The 16,450-nt window shown below is 65.5% G+C and carries 11 protein-coding genes; 3 read left to right on the top strand and 8 right to left on the bottom strand.

Annotated elements, in window-relative coordinates; genetic code table 11:
- The first annotated feature begins 7 nt into the window (after nucleotides 1-7).
- The 3 genes from ACEQZY_RS02140 to ACEQZY_RS02130 are packed head-to-tail and all read left to right on the top strand — an operon-like array spanning nucleotide 8 to nucleotide 3,612.
- Nucleotides 8-1,042, top strand: a complete 1,035-nt coding sequence (locus ACEQZY_RS02140; protein ID WP_370151948.1) for an SMP-30/gluconolactonase/LRE family protein — start codon at nucleotides 8-10, stop codon at nucleotides 1,040-1,042.
- On the top strand, nucleotides 1,039-1,608 hold the full coding sequence (locus tag ACEQZY_RS02135) for a cupin domain-containing protein (protein ID WP_370151946.1): 570 nt from the start codon (nucleotides 1,039-1,041) through the stop codon (nucleotides 1,606-1,608). Before ACEQZY_RS02140 ends, ACEQZY_RS02135 begins: the two co-directional genes overlap by 4 nt.
- A gap of 18 nt (nucleotides 1,609-1,626) precedes the next feature.
- A complete protein-coding gene (locus tag ACEQZY_RS02130; RefSeq protein ID WP_370151944.1) occupies nucleotides 1,627-3,612 on the top strand; it encodes an acetoacetate--CoA ligase in 1,986 nt (661 codons plus the stop codon).
- Here the strand turns inward: ACEQZY_RS02130 and ACEQZY_RS02125 are convergent.
- From ACEQZY_RS02125 to ACEQZY_RS02090, 8 genes are all read right to left on the bottom strand, one after another.
- Nucleotides 3,609-4,541 carry a DMT family transporter gene (locus tag ACEQZY_RS02125; protein ID WP_370151942.1) on the bottom strand — a complete coding sequence of 311 codons (933 nt, stop codon included), beginning with the start codon at nucleotides 4,539-4,541 and terminating at the stop codon, nucleotides 3,609-3,611. The two genes, ACEQZY_RS02130 and ACEQZY_RS02125, sit on opposite strands and share 4 nt — an antisense overlap.
- An 85-nt stretch (nucleotides 4,542-4,626) precedes the next feature.
- Nucleotides 4,627-5,004, bottom strand: coding sequence for a DUF1850 domain-containing protein (locus tag ACEQZY_RS02120; protein WP_370151940.1), 378 nt, complete (start codon nucleotides 5,002-5,004; stop codon nucleotides 4,627-4,629).
- Nucleotides 5,005-5,020: 16 nt separating this feature from the next.
- Complete coding sequence (locus ACEQZY_RS02115; protein WP_341703044.1) at nucleotides 5,021-7,102, bottom strand: TRAP transporter permease; 2,082 nt, start codon at nucleotides 7,100-7,102, stop codon at nucleotides 5,021-5,023.
- Nucleotides 7,103-7,201: 99 nt separating this feature from the next.
- On the bottom strand, nucleotides 7,202-8,164 hold the full coding sequence (locus tag ACEQZY_RS02110) for a TAXI family TRAP transporter solute-binding subunit (protein ID WP_341703045.1): 963 nt from the start codon (nucleotides 8,162-8,164) through the stop codon (nucleotides 7,202-7,204).
- 445 nt (nucleotides 8,165-8,609) lie between these two features.
- On the bottom strand, nucleotides 8,610-9,986 hold the full coding sequence (locus ACEQZY_RS02105) for a sigma-54 dependent transcriptional regulator (RefSeq protein WP_341703046.1): 1,377 nt from the start codon (nucleotides 9,984-9,986) through the stop codon (nucleotides 8,610-8,612).
- The gene (locus ACEQZY_RS02100; RefSeq protein WP_341703047.1) at nucleotides 9,983-11,836 is read right to left on the bottom strand and encodes an ATP-binding protein; all 1,854 of its coding nucleotides are present in this window, start codon (nucleotides 11,834-11,836) and stop codon (nucleotides 9,983-9,985) included. Before ACEQZY_RS02100 ends, ACEQZY_RS02105 begins: the two co-directional genes overlap by 4 nt.
- Nucleotides 11,837-11,944: 108 nt before the next feature.
- Nucleotides 11,945-13,693 (bottom strand): hypothetical protein, encoded by a 1,749-nt coding sequence (locus ACEQZY_RS02095; RefSeq protein ID WP_341703048.1) that lies wholly within the window; start codon nucleotides 13,691-13,693, stop codon nucleotides 11,945-11,947.
- Between the two features lie 33 nt (nucleotides 13,694-13,726).
- A complete protein-coding gene (locus ACEQZY_RS02090) occupies nucleotides 13,727-16,387 on the bottom strand; it encodes a glycosyltransferase (RefSeq protein ID WP_341703049.1) in 2,661 nt (886 codons plus the stop codon).
- Nucleotides 16,388-16,450: the final 63 nt, after the last annotated feature.

Genomic DNA, 16,450 nt, shown 5'->3' with positions numbered 1-16,450 from the left:
AGGCCCCATGCCTGTAGCCGATAATCCGCTGAAGGGTTTCCGCATCAGTCGCGAGGACCTGAAATTTACCGGTCGTGACCTGCAGCGGCCTGAATGCATCCTCGCCGAAGCCGATGGCACCCTGTGGTCGGCCGATGCCCGCGGCGGCGTCATGCGCATCGCCGCCGATGGCACCCAGAGCCTGATCGCCCAGCAGGCCGACAGCCATTTCGCCGGCACCAGCGACCTCGCCCGGCGCTTCACCGAAGGTACCCTGCCGAACGGTCTTGCCTTCGCCCGCAACGGCGATTTCCTGATTGCCAATTTCGGCACCGACTGCCTTGAGGTGATGGATCGGGATGGCCGCAGCCGTGTGTTGTATGACAGCATCGACGGCCAGCCGATTGGCAAGGTGAATTTCGTCCTGCGCGACAGCCGCGACCGTCTCTGGGTCACCGTCTCGACGAAAATCAGGAACTGGATGGAGGCGGTGCGGCCGGGTATCAACGATGGCTATATCGCACTGGTCGACGACAAGGGCATGCGCATTGTCGCCGACGACCTGCATTTCACCAACGAGGTCCGTCTCGACGCCCGGGAGGAATACCTCTACGCGGTCGAGACCTGCGGCCGCCGGATCAGCCGGTTTCGTGTCGGTGCCGATGGCAGCCTGTCAGGCCGTGAAATCTTCGGACCGGCTGATTTCGGACCGGCCGGTTTCCCCGATGGCTGCACCTTCGATGCCTACGGCAATCTCTGGATCACCCTGATCATGGCCGAACGGCTGATCGCGCTGACCCCCGAGGGCGAGGTGCTGACCCTGTTCGACGACGGCAATCCTGCCGCCATTGCCGCGCTGGAAGCCGCCTACCAGGCCGGTCGGGCAACGCCCGAGCTGATGATGGCCACCCGCAGCAGTGTCACGCCCTGGATGGCCAGCGTCACCTTCGGCGGTCCCGACCTGCGCAACGCCTATATCGGCACCCTGTTCGGCACCAATATTCCCTGGTTCCGCAGTCCGGTGGCCGGCCTGCCGATGGTGCACTGGAAGGAGCGAAAATGAACAGGTCACCGCGCCGCATCGTTACCGGCCATGACGCTGGCGGCAAGTCCGTCGTCGCCATCGACACGGTCCTGGCACCGAAAATCTCCAACCCCGAGCGCGGGGTTGATTTCTACGAGATATGGAACACGGCGGACTCCCCCGCCCCGGTCGACAATGGCGCCGATCCCACCGACCGGCCGCTGACCATTCCGCCGCCGCCGCAGGGCAGCATCATCCGCTATGTCGATTTTGCCCCGGAATCCGAGGCAACCCGCGCGCTGGATGCCGAGGCTGCCAAGGCCGCCTTCGCCATGGTCGGCACGGCTCATGCCTCCACCTGGCAAAGCGGGCGGCATCCGATGATGCACCGCACCGAAACCGTCGATTACGGGATCGTTCTGGAGGGCGAGATCACCCTGGTGCTTGACGATACGGAAACCCGCCTGCAGGCCGGCGACATCGTAGTCCAGCGCGGGACCGATCACGCCTGGGCAAACCGCTCGAACCGCCCTGCCCGCATGGCTTTTATCCTGCTGGATGGTGCATTTTCCCCGGAGCTGCGTAAACTGCTCGAAAAAGACTGAGCAGCCCCGGAGGAAAGCATGCCCGAGTCCACCGCACCCGCCCTGCTGTGGTCCCCGTCGCCCGAGCGCATCAAGCGCAGCCGGCTGCGGCACTACATGGACTGGCTGGCCCGCGAGCGCGGCCTCGACTTCCCTGACTACGATGCCCTCTGGCGCTGGTCGGTGCAGGATATCGAGGCTTTCTGGGCGTCGATCTGGGACTATTTCGATATCCGCGCCCACAAGCCCTATACCAAAGTGCTGGGCAGGCGCGAGATGCCGGGCGCGGAATGGTTCACCGGCGCGGAACTGAATTTCGTCGACCAGGTGTTGCGCCACGAGACCGCGGACCGACCAGCCATTCTGTTTGCCTCCGAGACAAGTCCGCTGCAGCAGATGTCCTGGGCACAGCTGCGCGAACAGGCCGGCGCCGTGGCAGCCCATCTGCGCGCCGCCGGCGTCAAGCGCGGCGACCGCGTGGTCGCCTATGCACCGAACACGCCGGAAACCATCATCGCCTTCCTCGCCATCGTCAGCATCGGTGCGGTCTGGTCAGTCTGCTCGCCCGATATGGGCCTGAACTCGGTTCTCGACCGTTTCCGCCAGATCGAGCCGGTTGCCCTCTTCGCCGTGCCGTCCTGCCATTATAACGGCAAGGAAATCGACAAGGGCGGCGTGCTGGCCGAACTGGTGGCTGCCCTGCCCAGCCTGAAAAACCTCATCCTGATGCCGGGCAGAAGCAGCGAACCGCCGCCGCAGATTGTCCAGGTCGACCTCTGGGCCGATATCGTGGCCAGATCCGCCCCCCTGGATGTCACCCCGGTGCCATTCGATCATCCGCTCTGGGTGGTCTATTCATCGGGCACGACCGGCCTGCCGAAACCCATCGTGCACAGCCATGGCGGCATCGTCGTCGAAATGCTGAAGATGATGGCACTGCATAACGACATCGGACCCGACGATGTCTATCACTGGTATTCCAGCACTGGCTGGATCATGTGGAATGCACAGGTCTCCGGTCTTGCCGTCGGCGCCACCATCGCGCTGTATGATGGCAGCCCCTCCTCGCCCGACTGGACCCGGTTGTGGCGCTTTGCCGGCGAAGCGAAACTGACCGTGTTCGGCGGCGGCGCGGCTTTCTTTGCCAACTGCCTGAAGGCCGGCGTGAAACCGCGCGAGGTGGCCGACCTGTCGCGGCTGCGCACCATCGGCTCCACCGGTTCGCCGCTGTCGGAAGATGCCTATGCCTGGATCTACCGCGAACTCGGGCCCGATATCTGGCTGATGCCGATCTCGGGCGGCACGGACTTCGCCGGCGCCTTCGTCGCCGGCTGTGCGATCCTGCCGGTCTATACCGGCGAAATGCAGGTGCGCTGCCTCGGTGCCGATATCCAGGCCTATGACGAGGCCGGCAAACCGCTGACGGACGAGGTTGGCGAACTGGTCTGCGTGCAGCCGCTGCCATCGATGCCGCTGTATCTGTGGAACGACCCGGATGGCAAACGCTATCGCGACAGCTATTTCGACGTCTATCCCGGGGTCTGGCGCCATGGCGACTGGATCCGCATCACGCCGCGCGGCGGCGCGGTGATCTATGGCCGCTCGGATGCCACCATCAACCGCTACGGCCTGCGGCTCGGCACCGCGGAAATCTACCGCGCCGTCGAGGAACTGCCCGAAATCCTCGACAGCCTGGTGATCGACCTCGAATTCCTCGGTCGCGACAGCTACATGCCGCTGTTCGTGGTGCTGCGTCCCGGAATCACGCTGGATGCGGCGCTGAAGGACAGGATCAACCAGGCGATCCGCAAGGCGGTCTCGGCCCGCTTCGTGCCGAACGACATTTTTCAGGTATCCGAGGTGCCACGCACGCTGTCGGGCAAGAAGCTGGAAGTGCCCGTGAAAAAGATCCTGCTCGGCCAGCCGGCGGAGAAGGTCGCCAATCCCGGCACCATGGCCAATCCGGCCAGTATCGGCTGGTATGTCGAATTCGCCCGGCAGCACCGGGAGAAAGGCGCCGCCTAGCCGCCGCCGTTCATCTGGGCGCGGCGGGCCAGCAGAATTCCGACCAGCACCACGGCGCCGCCGGCCAGCTGCAGCGGCTGCAGACCCTCGCCCAGCCACAGCCAGCCAAAGCCGGCCGCGGCCACCGGCTGGATCAGCACCACCAGCGACGAGAACGATGCCGGCAGGTGGCCGAGTGCATAGGCGATCAGGCCCTGCCCCAGCGCATGGCTGATCCAGGCCAGCCCGAACAGGGTCAGCCAGCCGCCGGCCGTGGCCGGCAGCAATCCTTCGCCCATCACCCATACCATCGGCAGCAATGCCAAGCCGGTCACCAGGCTCGACCACAGCATCAGTTCCTGCGTGCCATGCCGTCCCCGCAGCTTGGCCACGGCGATCATGTAGGCGCCGTAGAAGGTGGCAGTGGCAAAGGCCATCATGTCGCCGAACACATTGGTGCCACCCAGCTGGAAGCTGGCACCGACCAGCATCAGTGCGCCGCAGATTGCCACCAGCATGGCGACGAGGAAGGCAGCGGTGATCTTCTCGCGCAGCACCAGCCAGGCCCCGAGCGTAACGATCACCGGCGCAAAATTGCTCAGCAGCGTGGCGTTGGCCACAGTCGTGTACTGGATGGAGAGATGCCAGAAAAACAGGTCGCCGGCGAACAGCAGCCCCGGGACCAGGATCAGGGCCAGCGGCGGCAGGCGGCGGCCGCTGCCGGCGGCAGAAACCCGCGGCAGTGCCGGCATGAAACGCCACCACAGCCACAGCGGCGGCACGGCAAGAATGGCACGGTAGAATCCGGTGGCGGTCGGGCCGATTTCCGACAGGCGGACGAAGATCGGCGAGAAGGCAATCGCCAGAGCCCCCAGTACCAGGGCAGCCAGCGCCAGATGCTGGCGCAGGCCGGCGGTCGCGGCGGGTTCGGCCTTCGGGGCGGCAGACATTCTCGGGTTTCCGGCGAAACGGTTACTTATTGCTCCGGCTTAGCGCGGACCGGCGCGAAACACAATCGCGACGCCCCGGCAGCGGTCAGCCGCAGGGCTTCAGGGTGACCGCCTGGTCGGCGGCAATCCCGGGAAAATAGTTGCCGGCATCGCGGCATTGCCCGGCGATACAGACATGCCAATCCCCGGGCGTATAGGGCGAACGGGTCAGGATCAGCTGCGGCTGTGGCGGCAGTTGCGGCCGCCAGACCCAGAAACCATCGCGGTAAACGGCGCCCTCGCCGGGATCCATGCCGGCGCCGCTGGATTGCACCGCGGCCTGCTCCAGCACCAGGCCCTGCGCAGTCAGGGCCCAGTGTTCGCGCCATTCGGTCTTCTGCACGCTGTGGGTCCAGCGCAGGTCGACGGTCGCGGCATGCAGGGCGACCGTCGCCGCACCCAGAACCAGGCAGAGGCCGGCCACCGGGCCCGCCGCCGGATCAGGCGGCCCTTGCGGCAGCCCGGCGCGTCTTCCACCAATGGAAGACGAGGAAGCTGACGGTCAGGGCTGCCGCGATCTCGTCGGTAACCGGCAGTGCAACCACGAAGCCGAAGGCCGCGGCCGTTGCCCAGATCCGTTCCGGCCAGCCGAGCCGGCCGAACAGCCAGGCGCTGGCCGCCGCGCCCCACAGGCAGACCGCGATCAGCGCCTTGATGGCGACATAGGCGGTGTCGAACCAGGTCCCGCCCTGCAGCATCAGGGCCGGCGTGTACACCGCCATGAAGGGCACGACATAGCCGGCCAGCCCGATCTTGGTCGCGGTCAGGGCGATCTTCATGTGGTTTTCCTTCGCCACCGACGAGGCCGCCAGCGCCGCCAGCGCCACCGGCGGCGTCAGGTCCGCCATGATGCCGAAGTAGAAGACGAACATGTGGCTGACCAGGATCGGCACGCCCATCTCGGTCAGTACCGGCGCTGCCATCGAGCTGGTGATGATGTAGTTCGGGATGGTCGGGATACCGGTGCCGAGGATGATGCAGGTCACCATGGTCATCAGCAGTGCCAGCAGCAGGTTGTCGCCGGCCACCGCCAGGATGCCGCGGGCCAGGTCGTTGGCCACACCGGTCATCTGCGAGATGCCCACCAGGATGCCGACCAGGGCACAGGCAATGCCTACGCCCAGCGCGCCCTTGGCTGCATCGGCGAAGCTGAACAGCAGCATCTTCTGGGTCTCGCGACCGCCCTTGACGAACCAGGTCAGCACGATCAGCAGGGCGATCATCACCACCGCCAGGCTTTCGATACGCAGGCCGGAGAAGCGGTAGAGCACGGCCCCGCAGAGGCCGAGGCCGATCCAGAACAGGGCCCGGTAGAAAAACACCTTGGTCTGGCCGACGGCCTGCTGCCCCAGGATCAGCACTGCCGTCAGGGCCATGCCCATAGTGCCCGCAAACAGCGGCGTGAAACCGGAGAACAGCAGGTAGACCAACACCGCCAGCGGCAGCAGCAGATACCATTTTGTCACCAGCGCCCTGATCGCGCTCGGGCAGTCCTCCTTCTTCAGACCGAGCAGATTGGCGCGGCCGGCCTCGAGATGGACCATCCAGAAGGCCGAGAAGAAATACAGGATCGCCGGTATCACCGCGGCCAGCGCCACCTCGGAATAGGGAATGCCGATGGTTTCCGCCATGATGAAGGCCACCGCTCCCATCACCGGCGGCATGATCTGTCCACCCATGGACGAGCAGGCCTCGACGGCACCGGCAAAGGCCGGCCGGTAGCCGAACCGCATCATCAGCGGAATGGTGAACTGTCCGGTCGTCAGCACGTTTGCCACGCCGGAGCCGTTAATGGTGCCCATCAGGCCGGACGAGATCACCGACACCTTCGCCGGCCCGCCCTTGTGGTGGCCGACCGTGCCGAGCGCAAGGTCATTGAACAGACTGATCATGCCGGCGCGCTCCAGCAGGGCGCCGAACAGGATGAACAGGAAGATGTAGGTGGCGGAAACGAAAGTCGGCGTGCCGAGGATGCCTTCGGTGCCGAAATACAGCGTGTCAATCACCTGCTCGAAATCAAAGCCGCGATGGATCAGGAAACCCGGCAGGTCGCGACCGAAAATGGCATAGGGAATGAACAGCGAGCAGAGCAGCGGCAGTTCCCAGCCCATGACGCGGCGGGCAGCCTCGATCACCAGAACAGTCACGATGGAACCGACGATCAGATCCATCGTGGTAGGGTCGCCTGCGCGCAGGATCAGCTCGGCCTCGAATACCCAGTGATAAAAAGCCAGGCCGAAGCCGATCGCCGCCAGCAGGATGTCATACCATGGCGCCCGGCTGCTATGGCTGCCCCGGCGGAACCTGAACAGGAGGAAGCAGAGCGCCACCAGGAAGCCGACATGCACGCTGCGCAGAACGATGGTCGGCAACGGGCTGAAGGCCGCCGTAACGATCTGGAAACAGGTGAAGACAATGGCGATGGCCAGCACGGCCGTCCCCTGCCAGCCCTCGAGCGCTGCCGCGCCATGCGCGGGGTTCTCGCGGTCTGCGACCGCTTTGGCTTCGCTGTTGGCGGACATGCGGCTATCCCTCGCCTGCTGAATCTGATCGCTGCTTTTAAGAAAAACGCCGGCGCCCTTGTGAGGAGGCGCCGGCGCGGATGACTGCCAGTCGACTGCTTACTTCAGCAGGCCGGCTTCCTTGTAGTATTTCGCGGCACCGGGATGCAGCGGCACCGGCGAGTTCAGCGGCATCTCGGTCTTGACGATGCCCTTGGCTGCCGAATGCGCCGCATGCAGCTGGTCGAGGCCTTCGACCATCGCCTTGGTCATCTTGTAGGCAAGGTCGTCGCTGACCTTGTCGTTGGTGACGAAGAAGTTGCTCACCGCCGTGGCCGGGATCGCAGCATCGACCCCCTTGTATGAGCCGGCCGGAATCTCCGTGGCAATGTAGGCGGCATCGCCGATCTTCTTCACCACATCGGCCGGAACCGGCACGAACACGATATCAATGGAGGTGGCAAGATCGCGAATGGAAGCGACGCCGAGACCTGCCGACTGCAGGGTCACATCGATCTGGCGGTTCTTCATCAGGTCGACGGATTCACCGAAACCGAGATACTCGACCTTCGAGAAATCCTCGTACTTGATGCCGGCAGCGCCGAGAACGGCACGGGCATTGATCTCGGTGCCCGACTTCGGCGCGCCGACGGAGATGCGCTTGCCCTTCAGGTCGGCGAGGGTCTTGATGCCCGACGACGCGCTGGCAACGATCTGGATGTAGTTCTTGTAAGCAGCGGCAATGGTGCGCAGACCCTCGAGCTTCTTCGGGAAGCCGGCTTCGGCATCGCCGGCCCAGGCGTTCGACAGGGTGTCACCCAGCGTCAGGGCAAGTTCACCCTTGCGGGTCGCCAGCAGGTTCAGGTTTTCGACCGAAGCCTTGGTCGGCTGTACCTGGACCTTCGCGTTGGAAATTTCCTTGGTGTAGATGTTCGACAGCGCCACACCGATCGGATAGTAGGCACCCGACGTGCCGCCGGTCAGGATGTTGATGAATTCCTGCGCTCTGGCCGTGCCGGCAGCGAAGGTGAGCGACAGGGACACGGCCGCAGCAGCGACCAGGGTCCGGCGTGTGAAAGTCATGGTGTCCTCCCTCGGAATTTGAACATCAATCATGTTTCTGTTCGAGCGCCGTTTTACCGGCTGGGGGGTCTTTTCGCAAACCCTTTGCCGGCGGGTGCCGGCAGCAGGGTCACACGGGCACACCCACACCGGTCATGCTGCATTGCGCAATGATCCGGGCAACGGCCAGAAACCGCCCTGCCGGCGAAGTGAATTGCAAAGCGGAAAGAGCAATACGCGTGCCTGTCCCACCCATGCCGGGCAATACAGGGGGCGCGTTCCTCCGGTTGCAATCCGCTCTGCCGGCGGAGCCGCCAATGTTCAGCAAAGAGCATACCAGCGGATGGCCACATCGCCCCGCTGGATAGGTCCTTGATTTGCCTGAAAATACTGCATGCCGCCGGCAGCCGCTTCGGCAGTTTTCCGCCGACAGGGGCGCCTTCTCGGCAAGAAACTGCGCAACGGCCTAGCCCGGTTCCGGCAGGAAGCGGCGGCGGTCGATCCCGTAGCGTTCCATCTTTTCATTCAGTGTGCGGCGCGGCAGGCCGAGCCGCTCCATGGTCAGCCGCACATCGCCCTGGCAATCGGCCAGCGCCGCTTCGATACAGCTTTTCTCATAGGCAGCGACGCTGGCGGCGAGGCCCGAGCGTCCTCCCTCATCCGTCTCGCCGGCCGCCGGTGCCAGACCGGCCAGCGGACCGGACAGCGCCTTTAGTCCCAGCACGTGCCGCTCGGCGACATTGCGCAACTCCCGCACGTTGCCCGGCCAGTCATACGACTGCAGAGCCGTCATCGTCGTATCATCCGGCGGCAACATCTCGCGGTCATGCAGGCGTGCCGCCTCATGCGCGAAATGCTGGAACAGCAGCGGGATATCCTCGCGGCGCTCCCGCAGCGGCGGCAACGCCAGCTCTGCCACGTTCAGACGGTAGTAGAGATCTTCGCGAAAACGGCCGGCTGCTGCTGCCGCACGCAGATCAGCCTTGGTGGCCGCCACCACGCGGAAGTCGACGGCAATACTGCGGTTCGAGCCCAGCCGTTCGATCACCTTGTCCTGCAGAACCCGCAGCAGCTTGGCCTGCAGGGCCAGCGGCATGCTTTCGATCTCGTCGAGAAATAGCGTGCCGCGATGGGCATATTCCAGCCGGCCGATGCGGCGTTCGGCCGCGCCCGTGAAGGCACCGCGTTCGTACCCCATCAGCTCGCCCTCGAACAGCGCCTCCGGCACGGCGGCGCAGTTGATGGCAACGAAGGGATGTGCAGCGCGCCCGCCCAGATCATGCAGGCAGCGGGCAACCAGCTCCTTGCCGGCGCCGGTCTCGCCATGGACCAGCACCGGCACCGAGGTCGGCACCAGATCGAGAATATCGCGACGCAGCTGCTCGATGGCACTGCCGGTGCCGATCAGACGTCCGGCGATATCGCCGCCCGATGACAGCCGCAGCTGCAATCGCCGGTTTTCCAGTACCAGCCGCCGCTTGTCGGCGGCACGGCGCAGGCTCTCCACCAGCCGATCCGGCGAGAACGGCTTCTCGATGAAGTCATAGGCGCCCCGCCGCATCGCATCGACCGCCATGGCGATATCGCCATGCCCGGTGATCAGCACCACCGGCAGGTCCGGATCGATGGCCCGCACCCGCTCCAGCAGCTGCAGGCCGTCCATCTGCGGCAGCTTGACGTCCGACACCACGATACCGGGGAAATCCGCGCTCAACCCCTGCAGGGCTGCCGGTGCCGTTTCCTGAAGTTCGACCTCGAAATCGGCCAGCTCCAGCCATTGCCGCACCGACAGGCGGACGGCTTTTTCGTCGTCCACGAAAAGGACCTGCGGCTTTCCACTCATACGCTGCTCCTTGTACTGGTGTCGGGCGGCCGCGGCAGCCACAGGCTGAACACGGCACCACCACCCGCGGTGTTGCGTGCCACCAGCCGGCCACCGAAATCGCGCACGATGCCATGCGAGATGGCAAGCCCCAGCCCCAGCCCGCCCGACTGGGACTTGGTGGTGAAAAACGGATCGAACAGATGCGGCATATGCTCGGGTGAAATGCCGATGCCGCTATCCGCGATATCCAGCTCCCACCCGTCCATGACCGGCCGCGCGGTTACCGTCAGCTGCTTCGTTCCGCTCTCTGCCATGGCGTCGCAGGCATTGCGCAGCAGGTTGATCGCCACCTGCTCAAGGCGGATGTCGTCGGCGGCAACCATCGCCTCCGAAGGCACGGACAGAGAGACAGAAACGCCTTCCTGATTCAGGCGGGTTTGCAGCAGGCCGATCGAATGGCCGACCACCTGGTGCAGGGCCACCGGCTTGCGATCGGCCGCACTCTTGCGGGCAAAGGTTTTCAGGTGGCGGGAAATTTCCGCCATCCGACGCGTCAGGTCCTCGATCATTGCGAGATTGCCGGTAACGCTGGCCATGTCGCCGCGTTCGGCGTGTACCCGTGATGCCGCGGCAAAAGTACTGATCGCCGTCAGCGGCTGGTTGATCTCGTGGGCAATCGCCGCCGACATCTGCCCGAGCGCCGCCAGCTTGCCGGCCTGCACCAGTTCATCCTGCGCTTCACGCAGGATACGTTCTGCACGCTCGCGCTCGGTAATCTGCTTCTGCAGGTCGGCGGTCCGCTCAGCCACCCGCGCCTCAAGCTCGTCGCGCGACCGGCGCAGGGTTTCCGCCATGGCCGCACGGGCCTCCTGGCGCAGGTGATACTGGCGCAGGAACAGAAACGTCAGCGCCAGCAGGGCGCAGCCAGCCAGAGTTGCCGACATCGCAAGCCGTCCCTGGATGGCCGCCGGCCCGATATCGGAAAGATAGATCAGGTGCCAGCGGTAGGCATCGAGACTCTGCTCCTGACGCAGATAATCGCGCCCGGCAATCCCTACCAGCGGCGCGGCATGCCAGTACCCGCGATCCTGCAGCGGCAGGGCATGCAGTTCGATGCCGCTGTATTTGCGGGTCTCCTGCAGGCTGCGCCGCGCCGCGTCATCGAGCGGCTGCAGGGCGGCAAAACGCCAGACCGGCCGGCTGCTGAGAAACGCCACGCCGAATTCATCGGCCAGCAGGACGGACTCGCCGGCCTGTTCCCATTCCTTCTGCAGCGGCTCGATATCCAGCCGCACGACCACGGTGCCGACCGCCGCGCCGGCGGCATCCCGCACAGCCTGGGCGAAAAAGAAGGCCGGCAGGCCCGTGGTGGCCCCGATGGCGAAGAACCGGCCACGGCCTTCGCTCAGCGCATTCTGGAAATAGGGCCGGAAACTGTAATTCTGTCCGACGAAACTGGTCGGCTCGGCCCAGTTGCTGGCCGCCCGCGTGGTGCCGGCAAGATCCATGACATACAGCACCGAGGTTCGCGCCGCCGCGTTCAGCCGCTGCAGCCTGCGATTCACATTCTCGACAAGGGCCTGGCTGCCTGGCTGGTCAAGCAGGGCCTGCACATCGCCATCCTGGGCCAGCACCCCGGGCAGATATTCGTATTTCTCGAGATGGTTGCGGAAGGATGACTGGTAGAGGCCGAGGCGCTGCCGCCCGCGGGCCTCGATATCCTCCATCGCCGCCTGCCGGATCGCGGTCCCCACCGCCCAGGCCAGAAGGCCGGACAGGATCAGGAAGATCATGCCGAAAGCGACCAGGCGGCGGCGCGGGGCTGCCAGCATGACGGGCAGTGGCAGGGTCGGCGATGGTGTCGTCATGCGGATATCTGTCTGTCTCCGCGACTGGCGGCAGGGTCCGGGTCCGCCCACTATTGTCGATTCCCGCTCCGGGGCAAGGCTTCGGGGCCGCAGGCGCGGCCCGCAACCTCAGCCGGCCCGGCGCCGCGCCAGCACCAGGTTGCCCAGCAGCGGCACGGCATAGCCGGCAGCCAGCAGGCACCACCAGAGCGCCTCGCGATTCTGCAGCGTCTCGATCAGCAGCACCAGAACCGGCAGGGACAGCAGCAGGAAAGCCAGCGCCGCCTCCGGCCCATAGCGGCCGCCCGGACCGGACACCGCCGCCGCCTCGGCACGGCAGAAGCCGGTGCCCAGGGCAACCAGTTCCGCGCCGCGTTCGGTGCCGCCACCCGCCGCAACACCAACCAGCCGCATCGCCAGGTAGCCGCAGAGCGGCAGCAGGAAATAGTCGAGCGGAAAGTCGCGGTAACGGCCGGCAACGACCAGCATCAGGCAGTGATAGACCGCCAGCAGGGCAAACAACGCAAACAGCCAGGATGCCACCTGCTCGCGCGACAACCGGCGCCAGCCGCCCAGTGCGGCGGCACCCGTGGCCAGTGGCTGCAGCGGTCGTACCGGCCGAACCCGGCCGGATAGCCGGTCGAGCAGCTCGTTATACAGCAGGGTGGCGAACACGGCCTGCAGCAGTGTCATCACGGCGAACTCGGCGAAGCGCAGCAGCGAGAAATTATGCGACAGGCCATGCTCGATGGCCGCGGCGAAGAAAGCACCCAGCATCTGCGCGTACAGCGCGATGCCCAGCATTGCCGGCGCCGGCAGGCCGGCCACGCGTGGCGCCTGCGGGATCATCAGGATCAGGGCGGCCAGCAGCGCCAGACCGACAACGAGCGGCCATTGCGGCAGGTTCGATACGGCACCGCCGATTGCGAATTTGGGGTGCCGGAATTCATCCAGCACGCCCCAGGCTCCCCCCACCGTGCCTTCAAGGGCCACTTTCCAGGGCTGGTCGAAGGCCTCGACCAGGTTGTAGGCCAGCTTTTCGCGGGCGGCGAGCTGCAGGAAACCGTCGATGAAGCGGGCGGCCTCGATGCGCGACGGGACCGCCTCGCGGCGCGAGCGGCCCTCGCTGGGCCAGCCGACCTCGCCGATCACGATTGGCTTGCCCGGCAGCGCCGCCTGTACCTGACGGTAGACATCCATGATATGCGGCATGGCATGGTCGACACCGATCGGCATGTCTTCCCAGTAGGGCAGGAAATGCACGGTGACGAAATCGACCTCATCCAGCAGCTGCGGAAAGCGCAGCCAGAATTCCCACACATCGGCATAGGTCACTGGCTGCCGTACGGCCGCCTTCACCTTGCGGATCTGCGCGATCAGCTGATCGACGGTCAGGTCCTTGCGCAGCAGCACCTCGTTGCCGACGACAACCGACCGGATCGCGTCGGGATACTGGTTGGCCAGGCGGATGCCGGCTTCGACCTCGGCATCGTTGATGGCCGCCTCGCGGCCGAGCCAGACGCCCTGCATGACATCGAGGCCGTATTTTCCGGCCACCGCCGGCACCACCTGCAACCCTTCGCGGGCGGTGTAGGTGCGCACCCCGCGGGCGATTCCCTGCAGGCTGGCAAGGTCGCTCTCGACCTCTTCCGCACTCGGGTAGACCCTGTTCAGCGGCCCCTGGCCGCGGCGGAACGGCGCGAAAGACACGCTGGCAATGACATGGGGCGCCGCTGCCTCTGTCGCTGAGGCACCGGCAGCGGTCGGCGCCGGACGGTTGGCAAACCACCAGCCGGCGACATTGACGGCCGCCGCGGCCAGGAAACAGGCCAGCAGCAGCAGAATCCGGCGGGCCGGCTTGGTGGTCGGCGCATGCATGATTGACAATCCGGAGCTTCGGCTTGCGCGGCGCTACTGGCCGGCACCGCCCTGTTGCGGAACGGCACCGCCCTGCTGCGGGGCCGGGGCCGGTTTCGGCATCGCGGCCGGCGCGCCCGACGGCGTCCCCGGCCCTTTCGGCGCCGTGCTGATTGCCGCCAGCACCAACGAGGCCCAGTAAGGCACCGACTGTGCCCACATCACGATGGCCCACAGCCGCGCTTCCGGGTCTTCGCCGCCCTGGAAATTCCACATGCCGATGCCGGCCAGCAGCAGCAGGATCGCCAGCAGCGTTTCCTCCTGCGCCATGATCAGCGCCTGCACGAAGGCGGCCTGGTCCTCATGCTTGGGCGTGCGGATGAACGGCAGCTTCGAGGTGAACAGGCCGTACAGCATCGCCTTGGCGATGGTGTAGGTCAGCGCCAGCCCGGCCAGGCCGGCGCCCATGCGCTGGCGGAAGCTGCAGGGGACGCGGATCTTGTAGAGCCACAGGAACTGCGCCAGCTTGGCGCCGAACACGGCCACCACCGGCAGCAGGAACAGCGCCAGCGGCAGCTCGAAATATTTCGGCAGCACCAGCACGCCCACGGTCCAGGCCAGCGAGGCGATCGCGAAGATCAGGCCGAGCGCGTCGGCAAACCACGGCATCCAGCCGGTGATGAAGTGGTAGCGCTGCATCGGATCGAGCTTGCGCTCGTCGCCCGGCAGCATGTCGCGCCAGTGCCGCTTGATGATCTGCACGGCGCCATATGCCCAGCGGAAACGCTGGCTCTTGTAGCCGGAGAAACTGTCCGGGGTCAGGCCGTAGCCATAGCGGCGGTCGGTATAGACCGAGTGCCAGCCGCCGGCCAGCAGCCGCAGGCCCATCTCGGCATCCTCGCAGATGCACCATTCCGCCCAGGGGCCGACATGCTCGATGGCGGCGCGGCGCACCAGCGTCATGGTGCCGTGCTGGATGATGGCATCGCGCTCGTTGCGCTGGACCATGCCGATCTGGAAGAAGCCGGCATATTCCCAGTTGATGAATTCCTTGAAGGTGTCGCCCGGCCAGTCGTAATGGTCCTGCGGCGCCTGCACGAAGCCGATATCGGCCCGGTCGAAATACGGCACCAGCGATTTCAGCCAGTCCGGCTCGATCAGATAATCGGCGTCGATCACGCCGACGATCTCGGCATCCGGCGCCGTGTTGCGCAGGGCGAAATTGAGCGCGCCGGCCTTGAAGCCCTTCAGCGGTGCAACGTGGAAGAAGCGGAAGCGCTCGCCCAGCGTGGCGCAGTATTCCTCGACCGGACGCCAGACCTTTTCATCCCGGGTATTGTTGTCGATCACCAGGACTTCGAAATTCGGATAATCCAGCCGCGCCAGCGCATCCAGGGTCCGCTTCAGCATCTCCGGCGGCTCGTTATAGGCCGGCACGTGGATCGAGACTTTCGGCCAGGTGCGGTCGACATCGGCCGGGAATGGCAGGAACTGCCGCTTGCGACGGCTGGCCCAGATCACCTCCGACAGTTCGAGCCCCTCGGCCAGCACCACCATGAACAGCAGCAGCAGCAGCGGCAGCAGCATCGCCCACATCAGGGCGATGCCCGGGCTCATATAGGTGCGCAGGCCGGAATCGATCACCATCACCAGCGCCGTGGTCACCAGCTGGATCAGGGCGCCGAAGAAAAAGCGGCCGAAAAACCGCAGCTCCGCCCAGCGGGCCAGGAACCACGCCATCAGCGGCAGGGCGAGGAGGATACTGGCGGCGGCCAGCTGCGGCCAGTGCGGCCGGTCGTTGACCGGGCCGACCATGGGAAATTTCGGCGTGCGGTCGGCGGTGTAGACGCCCCAGTAGGCGCCGACCGATCCTTCGATATTGCGCTTCCACGGCTGGTCGAAGGCTTCCTGGATGAAATAGTCGAGACCGCGCTGGTTGGCGATGTTGAGGAAACCGCGCAGGAAGCCGGCCTGGGTGGTCGGGCTCGGCACCGCGTCGCGGCGGATGCGGCCTTCCGATGGCCAGCCGACCTCGGTGATCACCACCTTCTTGGTCGGAAAGGCATCCTTGACCTGCTGGTAGCGGCTGATCGCGTAGTCGACCGCATTGTCCGGCGACTGGCCTTCCCAGTAGGGCAGCAGGTGGATCGAGATGAAATCGACTTCCTTGCCCAGCTGCGGATAGCGCAGCCAGACATCCCAGGTTTCCGCCGTCGAAACCTCGACATGCTTGCCGCTCAGTTCGGTGCGCACGCGGCGGATATACTGGATCAGATCCTGGATCGGTATGTCGGCGCGCAGGATGGTTTCGTTGCCGACCAGCACGCGGCGCACGTTATCCTGCTCCTTGGCGATGCGTACCAGATTGGCGATTTCCTGCTCGTTGCGTTCCAGCCGGCCGTCGATCCAGCTGCCCTGCAGCACTTCAAGGCCGTAGCGGTCGGCGATGCGCGCGATCTCGCCCTGGCCGTCCAGCGTCGAGTAGGTGCGGATCTGCTTGACCTGGCCGGCCAGCAGCTGCATGTCGCTTTCGATATCCTCGGCACTCGGGAAACGCTGGCCGCGCGGATCCTGGTCGCCGCGGAACGGCGAATAGTCGACGCCGTTGATCACCTGGCCCCAGGGCCGCGGCTCGACCGGACGGTTCAGGTAGGCCCAGCCGCCGAGATTGATCACGGCGATGAGAAAGAGGACAAACAGTCCCGAGTAGCGCATGGCTGCCCTTGGCGAAAGATGGCTGCGAAATTCCGGCCGCTGCCGCTGATCCTGTCCGATCCG

Origin of the sequence: Ferrovibrio sp. (genome assembly GCF_964218355.1) — a bacterium.
Taxonomy (GTDB): Bacteria; Pseudomonadota; Alphaproteobacteria; order Ferrovibrionales; family Ferrovibrionaceae; genus Ferrovibrio.
This window is presented reverse-complemented; position numbering and strand designations above follow the sequence as displayed.